This is a genomic window from Phenylobacterium sp. VNQ135 (assembly GCF_049445735.1).
Lineage (GTDB): Bacteria > Pseudomonadota > Alphaproteobacteria > Caulobacterales > Caulobacteraceae > Phenylobacterium.
The window spans coordinates 1-26,367 of the sequence record NZ_JBMSDS010000003.1 but is presented as its reverse complement, the minus strand read 5'-3'; the positions used below and the strand labels follow the sequence as shown (position 1 = coordinate 26,367).

Annotated in this window: 15 protein-coding genes; 9 read left to right on the top strand and 6 right to left on the bottom strand. The window is 65.8% G+C overall.

Annotation, left to right across the window (positions count from 1 at the left end; genetic code table 11):
• Positions 1-3: 3 nt before the first annotated feature.
• The 6 genes from ACO2Q0_RS11255 to ACO2Q0_RS11230 all read right to left on the bottom strand — a co-directional run bounded on the left by ACO2Q0_RS11255 (position 4) and on the right by ACO2Q0_RS11230 (position 11,559).
• Positions 4-2,937, bottom strand: coding sequence for a DEAD/DEAH box helicase family protein (locus tag ACO2Q0_RS11255; protein ID WP_423351619.1), 2,934 nt, complete (start codon positions 2,935-2,937; stop codon positions 4-6).
• Complete coding sequence (locus ACO2Q0_RS11250; protein WP_423351618.1) at positions 2,937-4,835, bottom strand: DNA methyltransferase; 1,899 nt, start codon at positions 4,833-4,835, stop codon at positions 2,937-2,939. Before ACO2Q0_RS11250 ends, ACO2Q0_RS11255 begins: the two co-directional genes overlap by 1 nt.
• Positions 4,836-4,984: 149 nt before the next feature.
• A complete protein-coding gene (locus tag ACO2Q0_RS11245; protein WP_423351617.1) occupies positions 4,985-8,119 on the bottom strand; it encodes a helicase-related protein in 3,135 nt (1,044 codons plus the stop codon).
• Positions 8,109-9,968, bottom strand: coding sequence for a phospholipase D family protein (locus ACO2Q0_RS11240; protein WP_423351616.1), 1,860 nt, complete (start codon positions 9,966-9,968; stop codon positions 8,109-8,111). The genes ACO2Q0_RS11245 and ACO2Q0_RS11240 overlap by 11 nt, the downstream gene beginning before the upstream one ends.
• Entirely contained in the window at positions 9,958-11,136 is a 1,179-nt protein-coding gene (locus ACO2Q0_RS11235; protein ID WP_423352257.1) for a DUF6361 family protein, read from the bottom strand. Before ACO2Q0_RS11235 ends, ACO2Q0_RS11240 begins: the two co-directional genes overlap by 11 nt.
• Positions 11,137-11,256: 120 nt before the next feature.
• Positions 11,257-11,559 (bottom strand): hypothetical protein, encoded by a 303-nt coding sequence (locus tag ACO2Q0_RS11230; protein WP_423351615.1) that lies wholly within the window; start codon positions 11,557-11,559, stop codon positions 11,257-11,259.
• Positions 11,560-11,682: 123 nt separating this feature from the next.
• Here ACO2Q0_RS11230 and ACO2Q0_RS11225 point away from each other — a divergent pair, with 123 nt between their 5' ends.
• The 9 genes from ACO2Q0_RS11225 to ACO2Q0_RS11185 all read left to right on the top strand — a co-directional run bounded on the left by ACO2Q0_RS11225 (position 11,683) and on the right by ACO2Q0_RS11185 (position 26,265).
• Positions 11,683-12,687 carry a helix-turn-helix transcriptional regulator gene (locus ACO2Q0_RS11225; RefSeq protein WP_423351614.1) on the top strand — a complete coding sequence of 335 codons (1,005 nt, stop codon included), beginning with the start codon at positions 11,683-11,685 and terminating at the stop codon, positions 12,685-12,687.
• 136 nt (positions 12,688-12,823) lie between these two features.
• Entirely contained in the window at positions 12,824-15,907 is a 3,084-nt protein-coding gene (locus tag ACO2Q0_RS11220) for a helicase-related protein (RefSeq protein ID WP_423351613.1), read from the top strand.
• 242 nt (positions 15,908-16,149) lie between these two features.
• Complete coding sequence (locus ACO2Q0_RS11215) at positions 16,150-17,571, top strand: hypothetical protein (RefSeq protein ID WP_423351612.1); 1,422 nt, start codon at positions 16,150-16,152, stop codon at positions 17,569-17,571.
• Between the two features lie 4 nt (positions 17,572-17,575).
• Positions 17,576-20,362: a PD-(D/E)XK nuclease family protein gene (locus tag ACO2Q0_RS11210; RefSeq protein WP_423351611.1), complete on the top strand. Its 2,787-nt coding sequence runs from the start codon at positions 17,576-17,578 to the stop codon at positions 20,360-20,362.
• A gap of 2 nt (positions 20,363-20,364) precedes the next feature.
• Positions 20,365-23,532, top strand: a complete 3,168-nt coding sequence (locus ACO2Q0_RS11205; protein WP_423351610.1) for a UvrD-helicase domain-containing protein — start codon at positions 20,365-20,367, stop codon at positions 23,530-23,532.
• Positions 23,529-23,858, top strand: coding sequence for a hypothetical protein (locus tag ACO2Q0_RS11200; RefSeq protein WP_423351609.1), 330 nt, complete (start codon positions 23,529-23,531; stop codon positions 23,856-23,858). Before ACO2Q0_RS11205 ends, ACO2Q0_RS11200 begins: the two co-directional genes overlap by 4 nt.
• Positions 23,855-24,556, top strand: coding sequence for an exonuclease domain-containing protein (locus ACO2Q0_RS11195; RefSeq protein ID WP_423351608.1), 702 nt, complete (start codon positions 23,855-23,857; stop codon positions 24,554-24,556). Before ACO2Q0_RS11200 ends, ACO2Q0_RS11195 begins: the two co-directional genes overlap by 4 nt.
• Positions 24,557-24,631: 75 nt before the next feature.
• Entirely contained in the window at positions 24,632-24,862 is a 231-nt protein-coding gene (locus ACO2Q0_RS11190; RefSeq protein WP_423351607.1) for a hypothetical protein, read from the top strand.
• Positions 24,859-26,265: a hypothetical protein gene (locus ACO2Q0_RS11185; protein WP_423351606.1), complete on the top strand. Its 1,407-nt coding sequence runs from the start codon at positions 24,859-24,861 to the stop codon at positions 26,263-26,265. The genes ACO2Q0_RS11190 and ACO2Q0_RS11185 overlap by 4 nt, the downstream gene beginning before the upstream one ends.
• The last annotated feature ends 102 nt before the right edge of the window (positions 26,266-26,367 follow it).

The window sequence follows — 26,367 nt, the reverse complement described above, 5'->3', positions numbered from 1 at the left end:
CGGCTAGAAGGCAAACCGCCCTTGGCCGCGGGCCTCCGCTGGCCGGAGTTTCGCGAAGGCGAGCATTTCGGCGACGGAGCCGCCTCGGTCCCGCCATCCATAGAAGGTATCTTCGCCGAGGAGAACATAGGCCCACTCGGCTTCGGAACGCTGATCAGCCTCGAGCTCATTGATGCGGTCGCACCAGGCCACCGCCGCCTTGCGTTTGCGAAGCACGTTTGGACTCGTCAACTGCCCCTGAGCCTTTGTCTCGACCAGATAGATGAAGTCGCCGCAGCGCACGAAGAAGTCCGGCGAATAGAAGGCGGGCAGGCCATCCTCCTTGATATAACGGAGTCTTGCGAAAGTATGCTTCTGCTCATTGATTTTGCAGAAGGCGTCAACACTTGCGTCGCGCTCACAGTTTTCCATGAACGCCTGCTCCAGCCCCCCAGCGCGCGAGGGATAAGGTAAGCGGAAGTAGATCGCCTTATTGACGGCAAGCGAGGACCCCTCGCGCATGGCCAGTTTGGTGACTTCCGAGAGCCGACGGTGGGCCACCTCCGCTCCGGCGACAACCACGCTGTCTTCCGCTTCAAGGATCGCGCGAGCCCAAACCTTGATGATGTGCTCGGTGACGGGGTCGATCAAAAGGACCCGCCAGTTTTCGTCGACGAGTGGCTCCAACTCATGTCCGAAAAGGCGGGTGCGGATGTAGGTGTCGATCGCCTCTGCAAGCTCAGCGCGATTGATCTGGATGTATGGGAACTTGCTCGCATTGGCGAACGCCTTCGAGCTGGAGGTCGTGTCCGTCAGCGTAATGGCTTCGGTGATCCTCCGCGTGATGCGCGCCAAATAGTCGTTATAGCCGGTGGCCGTCATTACGCCGCCGTGGACACGATAGTCCCCGAAGCGCGTGCGAGCCTGGACATCTTCCGAGTGAAATTTCTCACCCTGCCCAATTTGGCTTTTCAGCTGATCGAGCGTGAACGAGCCGAACGGCGCAAGTTCCTCATAATCGATCTTCGTCTCCTCCAGCTCTTCGACTTGCTCTCGGAGAATAAACGGAATCGCGAAATCGAATGGTTCGTAGCCGGGGCGTAGGCCCACTGAGATGAGGTCGCCGGTTGAGCTGGTGTTTTGCTCGTCCTCATCGTCCGCCTCGGCTGCGAGCCCCTCTTGCACCAGCTCGTCATAGAAGCTCTGGAAGGCGGGGTGTTCGACGATCGACAGGATGTCGATCATGTTCGTGGGCGTACGCCCGGCTCGGATGAGCTGGCGGTTTTCCCGCTTGATGTCGTCATATTCGTTGCCGCGCCACATCAGCCGCAGACCACGGCCGATAGTTTGCTCAAGCAGAATTCCGGCGCTCGAGGCCCGCAGCGGGACGATGACGCATATGTTATTCACGTCGAAGCCCTCGCGGAGCATGAGCACGCTGACGATTACGCGCGGCGCCCGATGGCGATCGACATCGAACAGCCGCTCGCGCAAGACTTTCCACTCGTCCGGCTTCAGCTCGCCCTTGCGGTTCGAGTCCACGCGGAGAATTTCGTCGTCCGCCAAGCCCTCGAGCCGCATGAACTCTTCAACGAGTGGCGTGACTGTCGTGTCCTCGCAGACGACCAGCATTTTCGGATGCTTCTCGGCATCGAGCCCGGCGAAATCAGCTTCGAGCTTGCGAAGCTTCGTAAGGCCGGCGCGAAGCATGATCCGCTGCCCTTCCGAGAGCACGGGGTTTCCGTTCTCGTCGCGGTCGGCGTTGAAATCCAGTTCGTCGTGGCTAAGCGCCCCGATTTCAGAGCGCTTGTCCAGCACAAGGGATTTGACCAGTCCGGCGCGCATGGCTGTCTTGAGATCGAAATCCACAACGATGTGCGGGAAATAGGACTTCCTGCTGTTTCGGCCGGTCCCAACCTCGTTGTAGGGCGTCGCCGAGAAATCCACCTGCACGAAACGGCGCCCCTTCGGCTCGGCGATGAGATTGAGGCTCCTTTGCCATTCAACCTCGGTCACTTCGCCTTCGCGCTTGAACTCGTGGATATGGTGCGCCTCGTCGTTGAAGACCATGAGGGCAGGCAAATCCCTGAGATAATCAAGGATACCGCCCCGCTCGTAGCGACGATTCAGGACGTTCAGGTCGTTGCCTTGGGTTGTGCCCGGCGTCAGCGGCAGGAGGCTTTGCACCACCACCTTGGGATCAGCGGCCTCGCCCGGAGCTTGAACACCCTCGTCTTCTAGCGGCTCGCTTTCATCAGAAAGAACGTGCCAGTTCGAGATGGCGATGATGCCGCCAGCCGTCACCTTTCGGCCGATGTCCTCCTTTGGGCAGACGGCTCCCTGCACAAAGCGGAACACCTCGTCTCGATAGGCGTCCGGGATGAACAGCTCCTGGAAAACGGATAAGTCCGAGATTGAGAAATCCCGCTTGCCGTCGCGCTCCTTGCCCATGAATGCGTCCAGAAGTCGGTCGTAGACAATTAGACCGGGAGCGACGACGAGAAAATTCTTAGTGAAGAGCCGAGAGTCTGGCGCACGGTTCGCGTTGAGAATCTGCCAGACCATGATGGCTTGGAGCACCCAGGTCTTACCGGTGCCGGTCGCCATCTTTAGGCAATATTTCGGATAGGCGTTCTTCTGCGCGCGGATAATGTCGGAGTCCCGCGTGCTCGCCAGCATCACCTCCGGTGCAGCGACCTGGTAGAGGTCCTGCAGGGTCGAGATGCCCAGCACCTCATGGGCATAGATGACATTGAGCAGGGCCTGCCGCTGGCCGGCGTGGAAATTGAAGGTACGGGCGTCCTGGAACTCAGCCTGAAACCACCATTTCAGGAGTTCGGCCGTTACCTCTGAAACCTGGTCGAGGATCGGAGCCTCGCCGTTCTCAAGCCCCGCACAGGCTTCGTCGACTCTCGCCGTCAGTCCCCTGGCAAGAGAGAGGTCGTTGATGCTCGACATCACGCGACCTCCACCGTCGCTTCGGCTTCGAAGCCGAACACATCGACCACGCGCACGCAGACATGGCGCTTGCCGTCCTTCTTCGGCAATCCGGTGAGCCGCGCCGTTCGTGTGACACGGTAGGGGTCGCTGTCGTTCTCGGTGTTACCCCGATAATCCTGCCAGACAGAGCGGAACACCTCACCGTCATAGTCCGGATCGACGCTCCAATATTCGATTAGAGCAAGTGGATCAGAGCTAATGACCTTATGCAGCTTGTCCCGGTTTACCTCGTCGAGATTCAGCGCCTCCGGCGAAAGAAGCACGTAGTTGGCGATGGCGACGGATAGGGACTCCTTGTCCCCCGTTCGGTCGCGCGAGACTGCGCCTAGCTTCAGGTATTGCAGCGAGGAGAAGCGCACCTCGTCGGCCTTGAGCTTGTGGCCCTTCTTTTTCAATCGGTCGAGCAGGTCAGGCGGGATCACGAGAACCTCAAGTCGTTCACCTTGCCCAAGCGCCTCGATGTCGTGGCCGATAGTCGGCGAGAAGTTCCAGCCGAGCACAACAACCTTGTCCCACCCGCCCATCAGATTATCGCGAATTTCGATGGCCCGGCGCAGCGTGGCCAGGCCGGTCATCTTGTTTGGGCTATCGGCAAGCACGAGGGTCTTGGTCCCTTGGAGCCGGCCCATATTCTTGTTTGGGTTTTCTTCAACAGGAAGAGGCAGCGCACCGTAGAGCCCGAGAACGATTTCAGCGAGGTCGCCAATACGGAACTTGCTACCCATGGTCGAGCGCATCTGTTCGACCTGATAATCGCCAATGTGTTGAAAGAGGAAGGGCTTGGCATTCTGGTCAATCAGCCGCTTGCGCGCCATCATGCAGGCCGGCTTGCCAAGATCAGATGCAATCCAGCGGCGGCCCAGGCGTTCCGCAACTGCTGCCGTCGTGCCGGACCCGGCAAAGAAATCCGCGACGAGATCGCCCTCCTTGGAAGCTGCGGCTATAACGGTCTCAATAACCGTTTCAGGCTTTTGAGTTTTGTACCCTAGGTTTTCCGTTTTGTCGGCCGGCTGAAGCATGGACATATACCAAACGTCATCCACCCCCCTGTCTTCAGCCTCAATGTATATAAGACTACCGTTCTCGTCTCTTGCATTGACGAGCTTCTGCTTCTCCTTGCTCCAAACGCGCTTGAGCTGTCGCTGCTTCTCGACCCGCTCTTCCTTTATTTTGGTGAACGGGAATTTGTCCCCATTCCGATACCAATAGATCACGTCATGGTTTTTTGGGAAATGCTTCACATTTCCCTGCATCTTGTTATAATAGTGCCAGATGATTTCGTTAATAAAATGATCTCTTCCGAATATCTCGTCGAGAGCGACCTTTACGTAATGACCGACGTGCCAATCAAGGTGGACAAATATTGTTCCTTCAGGAGCTAGCAACTCCTTCATGAGGTATAGCCTAGGAACGATCATCTTTAGGTAGGATGACGTTCCGTCCGCCCACGTGTCCGTGTAAGCAAATTGCTCCAAAACAGTGGGCGACTGGTCGTAGGAAGCGCCGAGTATTTCGATTGTCGAACGATAGTCGGCTTTGCTGTCGTACGGCGGATCGATATAGATCAGGTCAACCTTGTTTCGCAGAGATTCTGCGCCGTCGCTCCCCGCGAGTAGGGCGGCCATTGCCAGTAGATTGTCCCCATAAATAAGGGCACTCGGATCAGCGGATGATGAAGCCACCTGTGGTGACTTCCGGCGAAAGAGGTCCTGCCAATTCGTGTCCCTCGACGGAACAACAAGCTCTCTCGTCTGAAGACCAATCCGGTAGTTGCTCTCAGCCCGCTCCATAACGCGCTCAGCTTCGCGCTTCCCTTCAGCGACAATGGCAGGCAGCTGTTCCAGCAAACTCTTCATAGGCACCTTTGACGCGTCAGCGTCTTCGATCGGGTCAGGTTGGTATGGGTCGGGTTCAGCGAGCATGCGCAGACCGTGCCGCGCGCACCCGACAGAATCGGTCGCGCGCTATCATGGAGCAGGTTCTCTTGGGTGCAAACTGGAGCTGCTCATGCAGGAGCGAGCCGAATTTGCAGCGCCTCCAGCTCGTCGAGCGTCATCCCGCTGCCGATGAGGCCGCCGAGGTAGCCCAGCAGGTCATCCTGGCGCGGCTGGCCAAAAGCCAACCGATAAACCGTTAGGCTTCGCTTCAGCCACTCGAGCCGCTGGGTCTCGCGGCTGAACGGCAGGATCGGCACGCGTCGCTCCACCTTCACCGGACCCTCGCAGAGCCAGTAGGGCGCCAGATCCGTGTCGGCCGCGGTGGCCGCCCGGGCGGACGCGAACATCTGCGCCCAGGGATCGATCACCACACTCTCCTGCCCCCAAAGCTCGGCGCCGTGGTTGTGGGCGACGTTGAGGCGAACCGCATGGCCCTTGAACCTGTGGACCCGCCCCTCTCGCTGCTCCAGATCCACCGGGTTGCCCGGCAGGTTCCAGTGGTAGACCCGGTAGCAATACGGGTGGAAGTCGAGCCCTTCCTGTCCGACCGATGTCGTGGCCAGCACAAACGGACGAAAGGGTGAATTGAAGGCGTCGCGCACCCCGCCTAGCCGGGCGACCGAGCCTTCCTCGTCACGGTAGTCCGCCAGGCGCATCGCGAAGCGCCCGCGCATCTGGAATTTGTCGACCTTCAGCTTGCCGTCGACAATCGTGGGATTGTCGACATCGATTTGGGAGGGGCGGATCGACAGGGCGTCGGCCATGGCCTTGCCGAGCCCGATGACCCGCTCCGCCGGCGGAGCGGCGCTCAGACCCTGTGCGTCGACCAGGTAGTGCGCATATTCGTCGAGCACCGCCTGCAGGTTTTGCTCCGCCGAGAAGGTCAGTACCCTGTGCCAGTAGCGATCCTCTTCGCCGCGACGAAGCAGGGCGACGGCCTCATGCTGATTGAACAGGGTCCGAAAGGCCCAGGCGACATTCGCCGCCGCGCTCAACAGGCGTGGGTCATCCCAAGCCAGCTCTGGGGCCACGCGACGAAGCGCCCGCGACGCGCAAACCGCTGGGCTTCCCAGGGCTACATCGACCAGGAGATCGAGCGCCTCGTCGCCGATCGGCCCGAGGTCGCCGACGGCGGCCGCCTTGAGCGCTGTCACATGGTCTTTGAAGGCATCCTCGCTGGCGAGGCCGCCCATGCCATCCCAGGCGCCGATCCAGCTCAGCGCGTCATTGCCCGCCGCAGCGTCGATCGCCGCCGGCAACGCCCATTCCTGGAGGCCACCTTCGACGTCATCCGATCCACGCGCGGCCACCCCATCCAGGCTCGCCTTCAGCCGTTCTGCGATCCGCGCGCGCATTTCGGCGTAGCTGAGCCGCTCAGAGTGGCCGGCGATCACGGCCAACGGATCACCAATTTCGGCCAAGACGGGCGAGGGATAGATCAGCAGCAGGGCACGCAGCCCAGCGAGCCGACCGTCCGCCATCCTGAACTGAAGCGGCCGCGGCCGCTTCTGATCGAAGTACCCGCGGCCGGTCTCCCCCGCGCCCATGCGGCGCTCGGCCTCGTAGGACAGGGTCGCGGCGATCGCGTCCGGCACCATGGTCCAGGACGAGAATATCAGCGCCTTGGTCGGTCGCGCCCCCGAGGTCCCCTCACCGTAGTAGGGCAGCGCCGGCGGGATCCAAAGGTTCTGCTCGAGGCCATCCTGGAAGACGTCCTCCATGACCGCCCGCATCCGCCCGTTGGCCGGCTCGACCGGCGCGTAGGCATTCAGGGCATCGTGATCGAGACAGGCGTCCTTGGCGGCCGACAAGGCCGCGACTAACGCTGTGGAGGGCTTGGTCCCCTCCTTCTCCTTCATCACCCGCTTCAGCGCATAGTCGCGCATGAAGTTGAGGAGATAGGGGGCCGACTTCCAGTATTCGATGACATCTGGCGCTTCGAGGGCGCGGGCGACGCCTGAGACGGCCATCGCGTGGCGCAGATCGTCAGCTTGCACGCTCAGCGCCGTCTTCCGTTCGCGGACCATGGAGTCACGGTCGGCGGTGCTGGAAACCCGCTCCGTGCGGCACATCACCTGCTTCAGCGCGGCCTCGACCTTGGCCTTCTGATCGAGGGCGTCGGCCTGAGCGGCTGGCAAGCCATGAAGAGCCGTCCGAAACGCCCGCATTTCCTGATCCAGGGCGCGCACCATCTCGCGCCCTCGCGCTTGGCCGAACAGGAAGGTCAGGGTCTCCAGGAAGTCATTGTAGTGATCGCCGTCCTCGGCCTGGTCGCCCTGAAGCGTCAGCATTCGGTAGGGCGTCGCCGACAAAAGGAGGGTTCGGGCCGGCGTGCTGCCGCCTTGCCCGTAGTTGAACAGGTCTCTGGCGAGATGGGCGGCATCGCTGTCCCCGTGCAGCAGATCCGGGAAGCGTTGAAACTCATCCATAATGATGAGGTCGGGCTGCAACGCATCGACACAGGAATGACTGAGCTTGCCTCGCAGCTTGGAGATGAGCGCGTTGCGCGAGGATGTCATGGTCGTTGGATACCGGTCGCGTCGGCGGCGGAATTGCTCGACGCCATCGGCTAGCGCGCCCAAGATCGCATCGTCGACGCCGACGCTCTCTCGAAAGCGCTCAATAAGCGCCTTGTCGACACCGTTGAGGGAGACCTCACTCTTGACCCAATAGTCCCAGCGTTCAGGTCCGACATCGACCTGAAGGAGGTTCTGCAAGCCGCGCGGCGAAGCAACGAGGGGCTTTAGGAGATGAAAGAGCAGCGCGCGCTCTTCAGCGACGCCTGTGGCGGACCGCAGGTCGAAGGTCGTTCCCGGGGTCAGGCTGATCAAGTTGACCTTGTTGGCGCTCAACGAACGCCCGCCGTTCATCCGAAGCGGCACCAGGGTCATGCGCGTCGGAAGCGCGAGAGCCTCCTGGCCCAGGACATTCAGCTTCTTGAGGTTCTGCGCCGCGATCGCCTGGTTAGAGCAGATGTAGAGGATGTCGATCCGCTCGACCTTATCCCATAGGTGCTCGATAGTCTTGGCGATGACGCCGCGCGCCACCAGCGTCTTGCCGAGGCCAACCTCGTCAGCGACCAGGAACTGGAAGGCGGGATTTTCCGGGTCGTAGAAGCGGTCGAACACATAGTCGACCGTCCGGCGCTGGAAGGTCTTCAGCTGCCCAAGCGCGAACTGCGCCTTGAACGGTTCAATGGACATGGTTGGCCTCCGCGGGCATCGCGGCCCGGAAGGCCTCCCAAAGGGCGCGAAATTGCGCCGGGACCGGATCGGTCGCACTGTCCTCCGCCGCCAGGCGTGTGATCAACCGGTCAACGGCCGCCAGGCGCCCGTCGCCCGAACAGAGGGCGCGCACCAGATCCTCGAGCAGGGGCACATCGTCCCCTCCCCCGCGACCCCAGGCGCCTTCGCCGGCGCCGCCTTGAGCGGCCAAGGCCGCCGCGAACGGATCACCCAACTCCGACAGCAGCAACCTCAGATAGCGGAAGAAGGCCTCGCGATTGGTGATGATCGACCGGAAGATCGCCGAATGACGCTCGGTCGGCACCCCCTCCATCGGCAGGCCGGCGCTGAACAGGAGCCGCGCGTCACTGTCCGCATCGGACAGTTGGAAGGCGATGAAGCGGGTGAGATCGGCCAGCGGCATGACCCCAAGGTCCACATCCGCGCCGGCGGCTAGGGCGGCAAGGACGTCACAGCGATGTCCTTCGCCCCGCGTGATCGGCCAGGCAAAGGCGCTGGCGACGCTGGCGAAAACCAGGGGCCGCGAAACGGTGAGCCAGACCCGCCAACCGGGCGCCTCTTCGCCAACGGCGGGGGCGCGTTCGCAGCGCAGGGCCAGCCCCGCCTTGCAGAGGGTGCGCCGGGCTTCCTCCAAGCGCCGCTCAGCCGCCTTCACCGCCGCTGCGTCCGCCGAGATTTCTCCCGCTACGAACGGACAAAGCAGCCGTCCGAAACCTTGAGCGCCGAGGATGTTTTCGACACTGCCGACTTTCGACGCCTTGCCGGTGAGGGTCGCGAACACCTCGACGTTGTTGACCACCTGACGGTTGGCCAGCGCCGCCTGGGTGGCGTTGCCCGAGCCGACGGTCAGCACGGTGTCCCAGCCGACCTCCTGGATGAAGGCCTTGGCGTGCAGGCCCTGCAAGCTCTCGGGCTCGGCCTCCTCGCCATCCTCGCTGGCCGCCATCTCGTCCAGCACGCTAACGCGCTCGAAGAGGGCGAGGGTGTCGGGCGAACAGGCCGCCAGCTCGTCGCTGCGCCCGACCAGCACCGGCTTCTCCCGGCTAAGGCGCGCCAGACGGATGAGGGTCGCGTCATCGCAGAAGGGCGAGATCACGCCCATCCGGGCGCAGGCGGACGGCGACCAGATCTCCGAGCCGATGCCGTTGACCGCCAGGCTCAAGCTCTCGAACGGCTCCGGCAGGGTCCAGGCGACGCGATTGAGATCGGTCGCCACGTCGAGCGTAAGTGTCCGGGCCTCATCGGCGACCGGCTGCACCGTCAGCCGCGGCAGGCGCTTCAACAGGTCGACGATCGGCTTGTTCAGCGGGACCACGCGGCGGGTGACGTCGCCGTCCAGGCAGAGCGAGATGTCCCACGAGCGGTCGCGCGTCAGGTTCCGCGACAGCACCAGGAGCCGCATCTTGCTTGGGCCGGCTCCCGACTGCGGCTTGAACCGCAGCACCCAGATTTTCGGATGGAACGCCCCGCCCTGGGGCGCGGCGACCTCTATGATCATCCTCTCCAGCAGGCTGCAGAGCCGCGACTGCGGTTGCGTCTGCGCCTGGATGTGACCGGCGTCACAATAGACGGCGAGGCGATCAGCGATGCGTTCGGCCCCCTCGAGGAGGGCGAGAGGCTGGCCCAAGATCTCGTCACGGTTCTCCGCCGCGAACAGGGCCAGGCTAACCGGGGCGGCCAACGCCGTTTCGAAGTCCAGCGAATAGGTGGTGGCCACCGCCGCATCGAACACATAGCCGGACGGGGCCGCGAGGCTCTCGCCGTAGAGGACCCGCGCTTCGGGATCGAGGCTCGCTCTATTGACCATGGAGCAGATCCCCCAGATGCGACTGGGCCTGACCCCAGCGGAACGACAGCCGGTCGGCGCCGGAGGCCCCGCCCCATCGGTCTCGGACCGCGTGGTTGGTAAACCGGGACTGCGATGTCTTCAGCCGGCGCTCGCGGTCGCGCACCAACGCCCGCGCCACCTCAGACTCGGGCAGGTCGACGGCGCCAGTCCGGGCCAGGCCGACCCAATCCTGGACGAAGCGGACCAGGGCCGGCCGGATGGTATGGGTCGGATGTTCGACCTCACGCCAGAAGTCCGCCAGCGACCAAGCGGCAAGGCGTTGATCGTCAAGTTCGGCGGCCCACTGGGCGAGCCGCCCGCGATAGAGGTCGATCCAGTCGTCGCGGCCCCGCAGCTCTGCGAGCTGGAGATTGTAGAGCAGTGAGGCGCCATGGATGACGCCGGAGAAGATTTCGGCGTGCTCGACTAGGCGTCGTGCGGCGGCGGGGAAGTCACCCAAAGCCGGATGCTGCCAGATGTAGGCGCACTGGCCGTTGTCGGGTTGCCGCGCCAGCCAGGTCAGCAGTGACGTCGGCGCTGAGGCCACGAGGCGATCCTTGATGAACTGGGCCTCGTCTTCGGTCAGGGTGAAGGAGGCCGTCTCCAAAAAGTCGGGCGGCGCGGCGGGCAACCCCGGATGCCAGCTGCCGGTCTGGAGATCTTCAAAGCCCTCGACCTCAACTTCGGACCGCTGACGCCGCCGACGAAGGGTCGGCAAGGTCGCATAATAGGTCTCGCGCGAACCTGGAAACTGCCGGATGCCCCAAGCGCCGAGGCCGGCCCAATAGACCGAACTTGGAAGGCGCTGCAGTCGAGAACCAGCCAGCCGACCGATGATGCCATCACTCTCGCCCCCCGCTTTCAAAGCAGCGGACAGCTTGATTTCCATCGCTCGCCCTTCAGCCGCAAGTTGGCTGGCTGTGCCGTCGCGCCCCTCCAGCCGCCGTAAAATCCACGGGATGAACAGCATGTAGCGGAGACGGGTCTGGATCGTGCTGGTGCCGGGGAACAAGTGGTCTGCGATCGAATCCCGGATCGCGCCCAGTCCCAGCTCGTCGCGGCTCTCGCGCTCCTGAAACAGCGCCATGATGCGTTGCGCGCGTTGACGCTCCGCCTCGTCAAAATCAATCCACGCCAAAGACGACATCAGCACCCCTGTTGACCGCGCCTAGGCTCGCACGCGCGTCAAATCACCCCGAAGGCTTAGAACTAGCTCAACAGGCGGAAGATTGGAGACCCCCCGTCTGACTGTTGGCCTGGAAACGAGCTAATGGCCGCCGCGCCGATAGCGCCGCCCGGCCGCCCCTCGGCGCGGCCGCAGGACCGTGACGATCTCGCCGGTCCGCTCGCTCCAGACAATGCTGAGACCCCGCAGCCGCTCACGCTTGGCGCCGAGGCGATCGGCCAAGTCAGGGTCGTCGAGGCGGTCGCGGGTCATGCGCAACACGGTGCAGCCACCACCCACTGGCGCCTCGAAATCCGCGTAGCTCATCAAGGCGTCGACCAGATGGTGCGGAACGCCCCGTTGCTGGCTGCGAACGGCGGCGTGTCGGGTGAGCGCATACGTCATTGCCAGATCTCCCTGTGCTTCGAGCCTTACCCTGGAGGTCGCACCCGACAGAATCGGTCGCGTGGGACTCGACGGAGCAACAACCGCAGGTAAGCTCGGCTGTGCCCAGGTTGGGGGGACTCCATGCGCCACGAGAAAGCACAGTCACTTTTGCATCTGGCGCGGGTCCTCGCCGGCTCGGCCGAGGGATTGACCTTGGATGAAATGGCCGAGGTCGCCGGCACCGGTCGCCGCACGGTCGAGCGAATGCGCGATGCGCTGGAGCAGCTCTTCCCCCAGCTCGAATGCATCGAAGAGCCGCCATCCAAACGCTACCGGATGACGGCCGGCCTCGACGGCCTATTCCAAGCCCCGACCGCCGAAGAGCTTGTGGCCCTGGGCACGACGGCGGAGGCCATGCGCGCGGCTGGCCATCACGACCGCGCCGCTGCCCTGGCGTCGATCGAAACCAAGGTTCGCGCCTCGATGCGATCGTCGGCCCTACGGAAGCTGGTGCCGGACATGGAAGCTCTGCTGCACGCCGAAACCGTCGCCGTTCAAGCGGGCCCGCGTCCCTTCGAGGACGAGACAGTGCTCGCCACCGTCCGGCACGCGGTCAAGGCCATGTGCGGGCTGAAGTTCTCCTACGACGGCGGCTCGACGCCGGGTCGGATCCGCGAGGTGGCGCCCTATGGCCTGATGTTTGGCCGCACCAACTATCTCGTCGCGGCGGAGCTGGGCACGACAGAGCCCAAGTCCTGGCGGCTGGATCGCATTCACGACCTGACCCTGTTGGACTGCCCGGCCCCGCCACCGGAAGACTTCAGCCTGTCGGCCTTCGCCGGCCGCTCGTTCGGCGTCTTTCATGGCGACGCCGAACATGTGGTCCTGCGCATCAAACCGCATGGCGCGGCCGACGCCTTGGGCTGGCGCTTTCATTCGAACCAACAGGTCACCGAACAACCCGATGGGTCCGTGCTGGTCAGCTTCACCGCCAGCGGGATGCTGGAGCTGACTTGGCATCTCTTCACCTGGGCGGACAAGGTGGAGATCCTTTCGCCCCCCAGACTGCGGGACCTGATGGTCAGCGAGCTGCAGAATGCGCTGGCGGCGCACCAGGCCAGCCCCACCCGACCGATTCTGGCGTGAAGACAGCGCAGGCTCAGCGGCGGTGAAGGCGCCGCAAGCGCGTCACGCGATCAACAGCGGAAAATCTCCACCTTGAGTCGCAGCAAGGGGTTCGTAAGGTTGGAGTGGGCGGGGGGACTAGATGATCACAGCTGACATGAGCGTCAGGATTAAGGACGACCCGTCGAAGATCGGCGTGGCGACCGATGTCGTGCGCGAGATGAATGGCCGCATCTATCGCACCATCCGATTGAGCGATGGCCACCTGAAGGCTTTTCTCGAATCTCGGCTCGAACCCTTGCTCGATACGCCCGATGCGCTCTCCGATCTGGCGGCCGAACGGTTCTCCGCCGCCGGCGATCTTGGGCGCCTGCTGACCCACATCCGGCTCACCGGCCGACTGGCCGATCTGATCTACAGCATGGAAGCCACCAACACCGACTTCCACGCCTACCAGTTCAAGCCGGTCGTGAAGATCCTCAACTCGGCGTCCAAGGGCCTGCTGATCGCCGACGAGGTCGGCCTCGGCAAGACCATCGAGGCCGGATTGGTCTGGACCGAACTGGCGGCTCGCTACGACGTTCAACGCCTCCTCGTGGTCTGCCCCAAGTCGTTGCAGGAGAAGTGGCGCGTCGAGCTGCGCGACAAATTCCGTGTCTCAGCCCAGGCTGTCGATGCCGGCGAACTGGTCAGCGTTCTGAAAGACGCTGAGAGCCGCGGTGGCGACTTCGCCGCGGTTGCGACGCTCTCCGGCATTCGCGCGCCGCGGGGCTGGGACGACCTCGATGATCCCGCCAAGGGCCCGCGCGCCGAGCTGGCCCGCTTTCTTGCCGAAAGGGCGGGCGGCGATCCCGTATTCGACATGGTGGTGTTCGACGAAGCGCACCATCTGCGCAATCCGGAAACCGCCCAGCATAAGACCGCTCGCCAGATCGTTGAGTTGGCGGACTACAAGCTGATGCTGTCGGCGACGCCGATCAACCTGCGCAGTGAGGACCTCCGCTCGATCCTGCGCCTTGTCGAGCCGGACCTCTTCGACCGCGAATGGATCTTCGGCGAGCTACAGACGGAGAATGAGCCGATCGTCGCCGCGCGTGAGCGCGTGTTGGCCTCCAAGGCCAGCTTGGCAGAAGTGGCCGAGGCCATCTCGGCGATCTCCGCGGGCCAGCTCCTGAAGACTGACCGCCGGCTGGACATTCTAAAGCAGCAGCTGGCCAGCGATCCTCTCACCGACACGCCGGCGCGCCGGGCGGACATCGCTTCGCGGCTGGAGGAAATGTCGATGCTGGGCGGCATCGTGAACCGCACGCGGCGGCGCGACGTCACCGAAATTCAGGTCAAGCGCCGGGCGGTCTGTCGGACGTGGGCCATGAGCCCCGTCGAGCGCGACTTCTACGAGCGGGCCACCGAGGCGATCCGACAGTACGCCTGGGACGCGGACGTCAACGATCGGTTCCTGCTCTCCAACAGCCAGCGGATGCTCGCCTCATGTCTCCCAGCCGCCTACAGGCGTTGGGCCGAGGCCGCGACGGATCTCGGCCTTGAAGGCGACGATGACGACGACGCCCGGCCGGGCCACGCGCCGGGTCCGCTAGTCGCGACCCTGGCGCAGGAATGCATCGATCCGGAGGGGTTCGAGGCCCTGCGCGCCGCCGACCAGAAATATACACTTCTGGCGACCGCCCTGCGGGACAGCTGGGCCACGGCGCCTGACGAGAAGCTGATCGTCTTCTCCAGTTTTCGCGGCACCATCGACTACCTTGAAGAACGGCTGTCGGCCGACGGCGTGACCTGCGTGAAGATGCACGGCTCGGTGAAGCGCGACCGCGACCAGCTGCTGCGCGATTTCGCCGACACCCAGGGACCGTGCGTCCTGCTGACCTCCGAGGTCGGTGGCGAAGGGCTCGACCTCCAGTTCTGCCGCACGCTGATCAACTACGACCTGCCCTGGAACCCGATGCGGGTGGAGCAGCGGATCGGCCGGATCGATCGGATCGGCCAGCGCTCGCCATCCGTGGAGATCTTCAGTCTCGTCTGCGAAGGGACCATCGAGGCGCGAGTCTACGACCGCCTCTACGAACGGCTTAACCTCATCGAGCGCACCCTGGGCGGCTTCGAGCCGATCCTCGGCGCGTTGGTGAAGGAGCTTGAGGACCGGCTTCTCGACCCGAAGCTCCTGCCTCACGAGGTCGACCAGGAGCTGGAGCGAGCCGCCACGGCGGCCGAACTGCGCAAGCGTGACGAAGATGCGCTGGAGGAGCAGGCCGCTGGTCTGATCGCCCACGGCGATATGATCCTGCATCGGATCAAACGCACCCATGAGCAGCAGCGTTGGATCCAGGCCCGGGAACTCCACGACTACGTCAAGGCAGGCCTGCAGAGCGCCTTTCCAAACACCCAACTCGACCGGGCGCCGGTCGAGTATGAGGCCTACGATCTGCGCCTGTGCGCGGCGGCCCATCTGGCCTTCCGAGATTTTCTCGACCAAAGAGCCCGCCGCTTCGACACCTTGCTGAGGCGCGGCGAGATGGTCCGCGCCGCCTTCAGCAAGAAACCCGAGGGGGTCCGCGGACAGCGCATCGAGGTCATCACGCCAACCCACCCGCTGGTGCGCTTCGTGGCCAAGCTCAGGGAAGACGCCAGCGGCGGACTGGGGGCGCGGCCCGCCGTCTGGGGCAGGCTCGATCGGGCGGTCCTGCCCCCCTCCATTCGACCGGGTGACTACGGGCTGGCTGTCCAACGCTGGTCAGTCGACGGCGTCACGCCGCAGGACAAGCTGGTCTATTCTGGGGTCAACCTCGACACGGGCGAAGCGCTGACAGACGACGAAGCCGAAGCGGTCGTCGGCGCCGCCATGACCGCCCTGCAACCCACCAAGCCGGCCCCAGGCCGCGCGCAGAGGGCGGCCACGGTGATCGGCACGACCCTGGTCGCCGAACGAATGGCGCGCGCTCAGCAGGACTTCATCGACTTCGAGGAAGCCATCCACGAAGACAAGCGCGCTACCTTGCTGGCGGTCCTCCACCATCAGCTGGATAGCCACCGGAACAAGGCCGAGGCGCGAATTCGCGAATATCTCGCGTCGGGTGGCCCGCGCGCCCGCATCGTGCCCGCCGAGCGCGGCAAGCTCGAAAAATATGTGGCGCGGATGAGCCAAAAGATCCAAGCGGCCGAGCGGGCGAGCGGGTTCGAGTTCGATGAACCCACCACATTCGGCGTCCTCGTGGCTGAGGTGCGCTGATGGGTAAGCGCAGCTCCGTCGATTTCCGCGAGGGTCTGGGTCTCCTGAAGGACGCTTTCCAGGCCGAGGCGGAGGCTGCCCGCGCCAAGGCCAGGGCGGCCGCGCCGCAGCCGCTGCGCCCGTCGCCCGCCAAGGCGACGCCGGCAAATTCTGCGGTCAAGTCGGCCGTCAAGGCGAAGCCGGCCAAAGGATCTACCGGCAAGAAGCCGAACCGGCCGCCGCCGCGCCTTGGGCCGACCAATGTGCCGCCCAATCCCGGCCGCTATGCCAATGGCGCCTTGGAGCCGGTTCGACGCCCGCCGCCGCCCACGCGTGAGAAGACGCTTGCCGAGCTCCAGGGCAAAGAGGCCCTGGCCTATGTCGCAAGCCGCATCGATCTCTCGGCCTTGCGCGCCGAGGCGCCGCTTCCCCTGACTTTGCCCGATGACGATGCGGCCGACCTTGCCGCCAGCCTCGCAGCGGGTGGGGAGATCCTACTCGAGAACCCAGGGCCCGACGAAACCGGCTATCTGGTCGGGTTCGACTTCGGCACGAGCTCCAGCAAGATCGTGATCCACCAACCCGGCGCTGGAGACCTCGCCTACGCCCTTCGCGCGCCCGACGCCCTGTGCGCCCAAGAGCAGGGCCGCCGCCAGCAACACCTCTGGCGATCGGTCGTCTGGTATCATGCAGGAACCGGACGGTTTTCTTTGACGCCCTGTGATGGGGCGGTCGCGATCGAAGGCTTCAAGACCGGATTGATCCAGGCGACCGGTCACCGCATGAGCGGCGGGGTCACGCACGCCCATGCCGCTGTGGCCTATCTTGCCCTGCTGATCGCCTTCGTCATCGGCCAGCACTACAGGCATCCGCCGGCTGGCTTTGATGGCCGCAGCCACTATTCGCGCTTCCACTTTGGCGTCCCGGTGGCCTGTAAGGACGAACCGGGCTGCGCCGATGAGTTTCGCCGCGTGCTGGCGGCGGCGTTCGAAGTCGCCCCCTTTGCGACTGACCTCGATCTTGAGACCGTCAAAACCGCGCACAAGCGGGCCATGGCGGACCAGCCGATCACCGCCGACACGCCCTTCGTACTGTTCGAGGAGCTGGCAGGCGTCATCGCAGGCTACAAGGCCAGCCCCGATCACCGGCGCGGGCCGCACGTCATCGTCGATGTTGGCGCATCGACCCTGGACGTAGCGACCTTCCACATCCCCGATGGCGACCACAAGGTGCTGGTCTTCATGTCCGCTGTGGGCCTGCTCGGCGCCGAGGCGCTTCGGGCCGCGCGCGGCGTCGCCGTGCCTGCCCCGACCTTCCGAGCGGCCTGCGCGCAGCATACGCGCCACGTCCTCTCGACGACGTTCCTGCGAAAGGACTCAGACTTCTTCCCCCAGAACGGCATCCCCAAGCCGCTGCTATTCGTGGGCGGGGGCCGGCTGACGGATGTCCATGACGAACTCTACAGCAACTATCCCAAGGGCCTTGAGGCGCCGCGACGGACGCCGGCGCCCGGCGCCAACCTGCGCTATGACGGCGACACCGATTTCGCCCGCCTGTTGCTGGCCTGGGGCCTGGCTCAAGAAGAACTGGACCTGCCGCAGCTGAAGCCGCCGTCGGAGATCGAGGACGAGGTTCGGCGACACCGCGACTATCGCGATCTCTTCGTGGACAAGGACATGTGCTGACGCCTTGCCGGAAACTTCGCATTCACCCGACCGAATCTGTCGGGCACCCACGGTAGCCTCCAAGAATGGGGCGGATGATTTTGGCGGGGAAACCGGCATGGACTTGATTTTGGGGCTGGCATGCGACGGGCGCGCCTATCCGGATTTTCCCGGTGAAGGCGATGGCGCCCTACACGCGGCCGTCGTCGGCGCCAGTGGCCTGATCGACGTTCTGGAGGTCGAGCTAGGTCTGACGGGACCTCGCGGCGCCGAAGCCGTCCGGATCGCCGCCTACGCCGCGAAACTACGCGCGGCTGCGGCGGACGGCGCCCCCTTCTACGCCGCCTCCTTCGCCCGTGACCCTTGGGCCACCGCCAAGGCGCTGTTGACTTGGCGCGATCAACTGGTCGCCGCTGGCTGGAGGGGTCAGGCGATTGGCTCTGCTCGCCTCGACGATCTGGCCCAAGCCGAAGGCGCCGGCCCCTCGCTGCCGCCCGGGACGGCAGACCGCCTCTGCGCGGTGTTGGTTGCCCTGGCGGATCGCCCGACCATCAATCTCCACCGCATCCAACTAGTCGAGCCGCGAGAGATACTGCCGCCGCCCTACGCCCGGCTCGTCGACCAGCTCGAACACTGTGGCGTCGCCATCGACCAGACCCTGCGGTTGGGCTCGGCCGATGACACCGATCTACAGCGCGTGCGGACGTTCCTCGCCCCCGGGACGGCTGAGCCGCTGCGCGGGGACGCGAGCTTCGTGACCGTCGAGGCCGACACCGCTCTTATGGCCGCTGAGGCGCTGGCGGAGTGGCTGGCCGCCGGCTCTGAAGAGGATCTGTCCGGGACCGTGGTCGTCAGCTGCGACAGCGACACCGCACTCCTGGATCGCGCCCTGCAGGCGCGGGGCCTGCCGGCCCTGGGACAGTCCGCCGCCTCGCCCTGGCGTGGCGCCCTGCAGGTCTTGCCGCTGGCCTTCGCCGCCAGCTGGGCCCCGTTCGACGCCAAGGCAGTGCTTGATCTTCTCTTGCTGCCGCGCCCGCCCATCGGCCGAAGTGCCGCGCGCAAGCTGGCGCGCGCCCTCACGCGAGAGCCCGGCACCGGCGCCGCCGCCTGGGATCGGGCCTGGGCGGACCTCGATGCGGATCTGGCGCAACGGTTTGCCGATCACCCCTCGGCCGAGATCGAGATCAGCCGCCGCCGGGACCGTTGGCGCGAGTGGACGACCGGTGGGCTCTACAACCGGCTCGACGGCATTCCGGCGGACGCCGCCCGGCGGATCGCCGCCCGCGTGGGCCAATGGGCCATCGAGACCGACGCCCGCGCCTCCGACCCCTTGCTGCTGACCGTCGCCGGCGCGGCCAGTGCGCTGACCCAAGCCATCGACGTCTTGGGCCAGGACCCCCTGCCCGCACTCCTGGTCGAGCGGATGATTGAACAGGTGCTGGCGGAAGGCGCTTCGAACCCCCAGCACATCGCCACGGCCGGAGGGCTGCGTTGCGTGAAGAACCCGGCGTCGATCTGGGGGCCGGTCGAGCGTTTGATCTGGTGGGATTTCAAAGGGCCCGGCGATCGCGTGCCGACCAGCCCGTGGAGCCAAGCCGAGCTCGTGGCCCTCACAAGCGCGGGCTGCACGCTGGAGGCCCCGCCTGCAGCGGCCGCGCGCATCGGTTGGGGCTACGCCAACGCCCTGCATCACACTCTGACGCGCGCCCTGCTGTTCCGCCCCGCCCTCTCCGGTGGTGAGGAAACCGTCAGTCACCCCCTCGCGCACCAACTCAATCCCCTGATCCAGCCGGCCGGGGAAAGGATTCGCTGGAGCGCCGAGCGACTGCTCGAAGATGCGGCGCATGATGTGGCGGGCCGGCGTCTTCCTCGGGAACTGGCGGCTATAGTGTCGCCGCCGCAGGCACGCGCCCGTTGGAGCCTGCCGCCGTCGGCGGTCGCCAAGCTGGCCGACCGCAAGGAGAGCGCGACGAGCTTTGAGCGCCTGGCCGACTGTCAGATGCGCTGGATGCTGCTCGACGTGCTGCGGCTGTCGCGGGGCCGGTTTTCGGAAATTCCCGGCCCCGATCAGCTGCTCGGCAACCTCGCCCACGAAATCGCCAACCGCGTCCTGCAGCCCGGGCCCGTGGCGGACGCCGAGGAGGTGCTGCGGCAGGTCGATGCGGTGTTCGACAGGCTGCTCAGCGCTATCGCCTCGCCCCTGCAACAGCCGGAGTTCGCGGGCGAACTGGCCGCCGCGCGTGCCCGCGTCCCCGCCGCCCTGGCCGAACTCGCGCGCCTGCTGCGTCAGAAGAACCTTGAGGTTGTGGGCACCGAACTCGATCGCGAGGCCGCCTTCGCCGATGGACTCGAGGTGCAGGGCCGCTTGGACCTGGTGGTCCGTCACCCCGCCAAGGGTACGGGGGTCATCGACCTGAAGTGGACCCGCAGCGCCAACCGCCGGCGCACCGAGCTCGCCGAGGGTCGCGCCCTCCAGTTGGCGACCTATGGCGCCATCGCCGATCCGGCCGCCGGCGCCCCGGCGCCGGGCGCCTACTACCTTCTCAACCAGCGCCGCCTCATCGGCCCGTCCGGCGACTTCGTCGCCGACGAAGAGATCGAAGCCTCGCGCTCGCTCGCCGACACCTGGATCGACCTCGTGGAGACTTGGCGGTCGTGGCGCGACCTGGCCGCCCAAGGCGTCGCCCTCGGCACCGGCCTTCCGGAAGCCGCCGACCACTTCCCGGCGGACCTGCGCGTCAGTCCGAACGAAGAGCCGTGCCGCTACTGCGAACTTACCAGCCTTTGTCGCGTCACCCAGGAGGCGAACTGACCATGAGCGCCGCCAAGATCAACACCGTCGTGGCCTCGGCCGGGGCCGGCAAAACTACCCGCATCGTCCGCGACATCGCCGGCGAGGTTGAGACCCGCGAGCCCGAGGAAATCGTCGCCACCACCTTCACGGTGAAGGCGGCTGATGAGCTCATCGAGCGCTCTCGCGCCCATCTCTTTAAGTCAGGCCGCGCCGAAGCGGCCGCGCGTCTACTTGGCGCCCGGTTCGGCACGGTCAACTCGATCTGCGGTCAGATCGTCAGCGAGCACGCCATCGATCTTGGCCGATCCCCCCGAGCCGAGGTCATTCCGGAAGACGGCGTCTCGCGCCTCTTCGCCATCGCCGCCGACACCGCGATCGAACGGCACGCGCCGGCGTTGAATGCGCTGGCCGACGCGATGGGCTTCTTCGAGCCCAAACGCGCCGCCGACGCTGAGCGCTCGGATTGGCGCTCCACCGTGCGCCGCTTGATCGAACTGGCCAGGGCCAACGGCTTGGGCGCCGCCGGCCTCGCCCATTCCGCCGACCGCTCGGTCGAAACCTTCCTGGCCCTGTTGCCGGAACCGAGCGTCAGCGCCGACGCGCTCGACAAGGCCCTGCAGGGCGCGGTCGCGGCGGCCCTGGCTGTATTTCCGGGCGAACTGGGCAATGACGGCAAGGCGGCGCTGAAGCTGCTGCGGCCGATCCACGCCGCCGCGCAACGCGGGGAGCGGCTGTCTTGGCCCGACTGGGCGCGACTCTCGAAGGTCAAATGCGCCAAGAAGGATGGCCAGGCGCTGATCGACGCCCTCGACACGGTGTCCCGCGCCGCGGTGCGCCACCCTGAGCATCCGCGTCTGCGCGCAGACTGCGAAGCCTTCATCCGCACCCTCTTCACCTGCGCCGCCGAGGCGCTGGACGCCTATCAGGCCTACAAGGCCGCACGCGGCCTCTTGGATTTCATCGACCAGGAGGCGCTGGCGCTGGACGTGCTCCGAGACCCGGCCATGGCCGGGCGTCTGGGGGAGCGGATCAGCCGCGTCTTCGTCGACGAGTTTCAGGACTCCAGCCCGCTCCAGATCGCCATTTTCACGGCCATGGCCGAGCTGGTCGACGCCAGCACTTGGGTCGGCGACCCCAAGCAGGCCATCTATGGGTTCCGCAACGCTGATAGCGCCCTGACCCAAGCCGCGTTCGATGGGGTGGCCTCGACCACGACCGACCCGCAAGAGGTGCTCGCCACCTCCTACCGCAGCCGTGAGGGCATCGTGTCCTTCGTCAACGCCGCCTTTGGGCCCGCCTTCGCTGCTATGGGTCTGCCGGCGTCCGAACACGCCTTTGCCGGCACCGCGCGCAAAGAGGAGGGCTTCGACCACGCGCCATTCGCCGTCTGGTGGCTCGAGGGCAAACTGGACCTGCAGTATGCGGCGCTTGCTGCCGGAGTCCGTGACGCCATCGCCGACGGTGCCGAGTGGCGCGTCGGGGACAAGTCCGAAGGCGGGGTGCGTCCGCTGAAGGCCGGCGACGTCGCCGTGCTCTGCCGCAGCCACGCCGACATCCTGCGGGTCGCCACCTCGCTCAGCCGCCTCGGCGTCAAGGTCGCCGTCGAACGCGACGGCTTGGCGAAGACGCCCCACGTCGAACTGGTGATGGCCGCCTTCCGTTGGGTTGCCGACCCGACCGACCGCCTGGCCCTGGCCGAGCTCGCCCGGTTCTTCAGCGACGATCCGACCTCGGACCTCTGGCTCCAGGCCGTCAGCGCAGAGGACCAGGACGCCGCCCTCCAAGCGGCCGTGCCCATCTCGGCGGCCCTGGCGAGCCTGCGCGAGACGGTGCTGACCCTCACGCCCGCCGATCTGGTCGACGCCTTGATCGTCCTACCGGAGGTCATTCGGCGGATCGAGACCTGGGGTGACGTCGCCTCCCGGCTCGACGATCTGGAAGCCTTGCGCGGTTTTGCGCGGGCCTATGAAGCCAGCTGCGCCAGCTCAGGCGCGCCGGCGACCCCGTCTGGCCTGGTCCTGGCCCTGTCCGCCGGCGAGCCGAGACGGCCTAAGAGCCTGCAGGCCGACGCGGTGAAGGTCATGACCTACCACGGCGCCAAAGGGCTCGAATGGCCGCTGGTCGTCCTGACCGGCCTCAACCGCGAACCGAAGCCGCGCTTGTTCGAGCCCGTGGCCGAAGCCGAAGGCACCCTGGACTGGCGCGATCCCCTGGCGGGACGCTGGATCCGCTACTGGCCCTGGCCCTATGCCAGCCAGAGCAAGGACGTCGGCTTGGACGAGGCCGCCCTGGCCTCCCCCTTGGGCCAAGCCGCCGAGCTGCGCGCCCGGCAGGAAGAGACCCGCCTCCTCTATGTCGGCGTCACCCGCGCCCGGGACTACGCCGTCTTTGCGCCGCCCGCCAAGGGCGAGCTGAAATGGCTGCAGGTCCTGGACGGAACGATGCCAGGGCATGTCACGCTTCCCTCCAGCGCCAGCAACATTCTGACCGCCGGGACCCACACCTTCGCCGCGCGGGTCAGTCCGCTCGTCGCCGATGACGCGCTCGTCCCGCCTGTGGTCCGCCCGGCCTACGTGCGCCTGACGCGCCAGGGCCGGGATCGTCCACCCCTGCACCGGCGGCCCAGCAGCGAAGCGAGCGCCGAGGCGTTTGTGGTCGTCGAGAAGGTCCAGCTTGGGCCCCGCCTGCCCTTTGTCGGCACACCCGACATGCTGTCGCTTGGCGAGGCGGTCCATGCCATCTTCGCCGCGGATCGCGCCGACGAACCGGCCTCAGTGCGGCTGGCGAAAGCCAATCGCATCCTGGAGCGCTGGGGCGTGCATCAGGTTCAGGCTCAGGATGTGCTCGACGCCTGCGACCGGCTGCACAAGCACCTGGGCGGTCTTTGGCCGACTGGGCGGCTTTACCGCGAGACCCCGGTGTTCGCGCGGCTCGGCGATCAGCTGGTTTCCGGCCGCATCGACCTCCTCGCGGACCACGACGCCGGCTTCGCCGTCATCGACCACAAGAGCTTCCCGGGGTCGCGCGATACCTGGGATGCGCGCGCCGTCAGCTATGGGTCGCAGCTCGGCCTCTATGCCGAGGCGATCGAAGCCGCCGTCGGCCGATCCTGCGACGGCCTTTACATCCACATGCCGATCGTTGGCGCCCTGCTGCGGGTCGCGCGCCAGAGCGAGGCCGCGGCTTGACCGAGTTCGAGTCCATCGCCGGCGCGGAAGGCGCTCTCCTCGACCACCAGGCCAAGGCGGCCATCCTGGCCCGCTACCAGGTCGCCGGCGGCCAGGAGCTGATCAGCGGCAAGTTCGCAAACCCCGAGTCCTCGGCCGCCCTGGCCGCCAACGCCTTCGGCTTCTTCGCCAAACGGCCGCAGGCCTTGAGCCTGCCGGGCCTGTTCGCACCCGGCGAAGCCCAGCGTGTCGAGCTTGAGGTCGAGATGCGCTTTCCCTGGAGCGGCGGTCACCATCCCTGGCTCGACGTTGGCGTGCAGACCAAGCACAAGGTGGCCCCGAGATGACGCGGCTGCGTGTGATCGATCTGGAAACGACCGGGACCGAGCCGCCGGCAGAGATCATCGAATTCGGCCGCGTCGATGTCGTGATCACGGATCATGGCGCGTCGGTCGAACCGCCGCAGTCCTCGCTCTATAGGCCGCTGCGGGGCATTCCACCGGAGACGATGGCCGTCCATCACATCACCGAGGCGGACTTCGGTCCGGGCACACCGGTCTGTACGCCCGATCAACTCCACGCGGCGGTCTGGAGCGGCCCTGCGCCCGCCGCGCTGGTGGCCCATAGCTGCGCCTTCGAACGCCAGTTCATCACCGAAGCGACCACCGGCGCGATCCCCTGGATCTGCACCTATAAGGTGGCGATGCACGTCTGGCCTGACGCGCCGCGCCACTCCAACCAGGTGCTGCGCTATTGGCGCGGGCTGACCCTCGACAACGCCCTGGCCATGCCGCCCCATCGGGCCGGGCCGGACGCATGGGTCACGGCCCACCTGCTGGCCGAACTGGCTCGGTTCGCCAGCTTCGATCAGATGGTCGCCTGGACCCGCGAACCCCGACCCATGCCGGTGCTGACCTTCGGCAAACATCGCGGCCAACCCTGGGCGCAGGTGCCGAGCGACTATCTGCAGTGGATGATCCGTCAAACCGATATGGACGCCGACACAGTCTGGCATGCGCGCCGGGCGTTGGCGCAGCGGATCTGACACGCGACCGATTCTGTCGAGCAGCCGGTCTAGCCTAGCCTCGAGGCCGTTTCGCGCGGCGTGGGAGGTCCGTCCATGAGCCGAGCGGTTCGCAATGCCCTGATGATCGGAGGGCTCCTCGCCCTGACCTGGCTTCTCATCGTGCTGGCCTGGCGGGTCGCGAAGTGGCTTTTCATCGTCGCCGTCTGGGTCACGGGCCTGACTTTGCTTGCCCAGGTCGTGACGCAACGCTTGCCGCCCTGGATCGCACGTCTTCGCGGCGACCAGGCGCAGGGCCCGCCACGGCCGCCGGAGCTGATTTCGTGACCTTCCCCATTCGTCTGTCCGTCGACATCCCCGATCTCGTCACCGCGCCCGACGAGGTGATCGAAGGCCTGCTGCGCGCCCGTGACGGGCGCTGGAGCCGACAGACGAAGGCGATGCTGCTGAAGGCGGGCACGGACCGCCTGACCCTGAACGACGCCTGGGCGTCTACGCCCATGAGCTGGGTCTGTCCCTGTTGTCAGCGCGACAAGCCGAGCATCGCTCGCCTCACCCCCAGCGGCGTCCTGTTGTGCCAGCTGGACTATCACCACGACCATCTCAACGATCGCGCCAAGGCGATCTTCCGAGCCGACAACCCCTTCCCCGAAGCGCGTGAGCCGCGCGAGCAGCTGATCCGTGCCATCGACAGCTGTCGTCAGCTGATCGAACGGTTCTCCACCACCCTGCTCTGCAACGACTGCAATACGGCCGAGGGCGCGGCCAAGCTGGCGTTGAAAGGTGAGATCGACCCGGACTTCTCCTTCTCGCCGAAGGAGATCGCCGCCTTCATCAAGCCCAAGCCCAACCAGCCGCATGAGGTGGACGTCGAACGCGCGCGTGAGATCTGGCGCGCCTTGCAGCCGGTGTTCGACGACCTGGTCGCCTTCGCCGGAACGCTGTCGCAGCGCGTGGCTGCCGGCCGCCACCGCAAGGAGGGCCGGCCGGGCTCGCCCTATGGCCGGCCACTCTCCGACCCTGAGATCGTCCACCACCTGCTCGTGGCCCAGGCGGGCGATCTCTACCGCCCCTATCAGCTCGCCGGCCATCTCGACGCCCGCTCGCGATCGGCGGCCGGCGCAGGCAGTTCGATCCGCCCAAAGCGGCGCGCCGCCGGCGACGCGCCGTCAGCGGAGGCCTTTGCGGCCCTTGACGCCCAGCAGCAGACGTCCGCACCTTGGCGCGCGGCGCCGGCCGATTGGCGCTGCGAGGTCTGCGAGCGCGGCAAGGCCGAGATCTGCCGCAAGTCGAACACCGGCCGCTGGTCCGCCCAGATTCACGACGTCCCGGAGTTCGAGCTGGAGACCGATCCGGTCAATCCCCGCTACCGGCTGGCCGAGCGTGGGCGCCCGATTGTCGGCGGCCACCGCAGCGCGCTGATCTGCCACGACTGCCGCAACATCGTCGCCGAGGCCAAACGTCGGTCGCCGGGACTGACCGACGCCAGCCTGACCCTGGAGGACCTTCGCGCGGTCGTGTTGGCGGTTCAGCCCCACGGCCGTCACGAGGTCGATTTCGACGCCGTCATCGAGCGGGGCTTAGCGAACGCCGATCGCGTCGCCGCGGTCGGGGACTATTGGCGCCATCGGAGCCTCGCCTCGGGGCTCTTCCATCAGGCCACCCATCTGCATAAGCGACACGGCTGGTCGGTCGACGACGTGGAATTGTCAAACGGCGTTGAAAATTGACCCCCTATCGGCGTCCAAAATTGACCCCTCTGTTGGTTGTCCTGGGCTGGCGGCGAGGCGCGTAGCCATCAGCTAGCGCAGCGCGTCGCCGCCGGGTGAGCT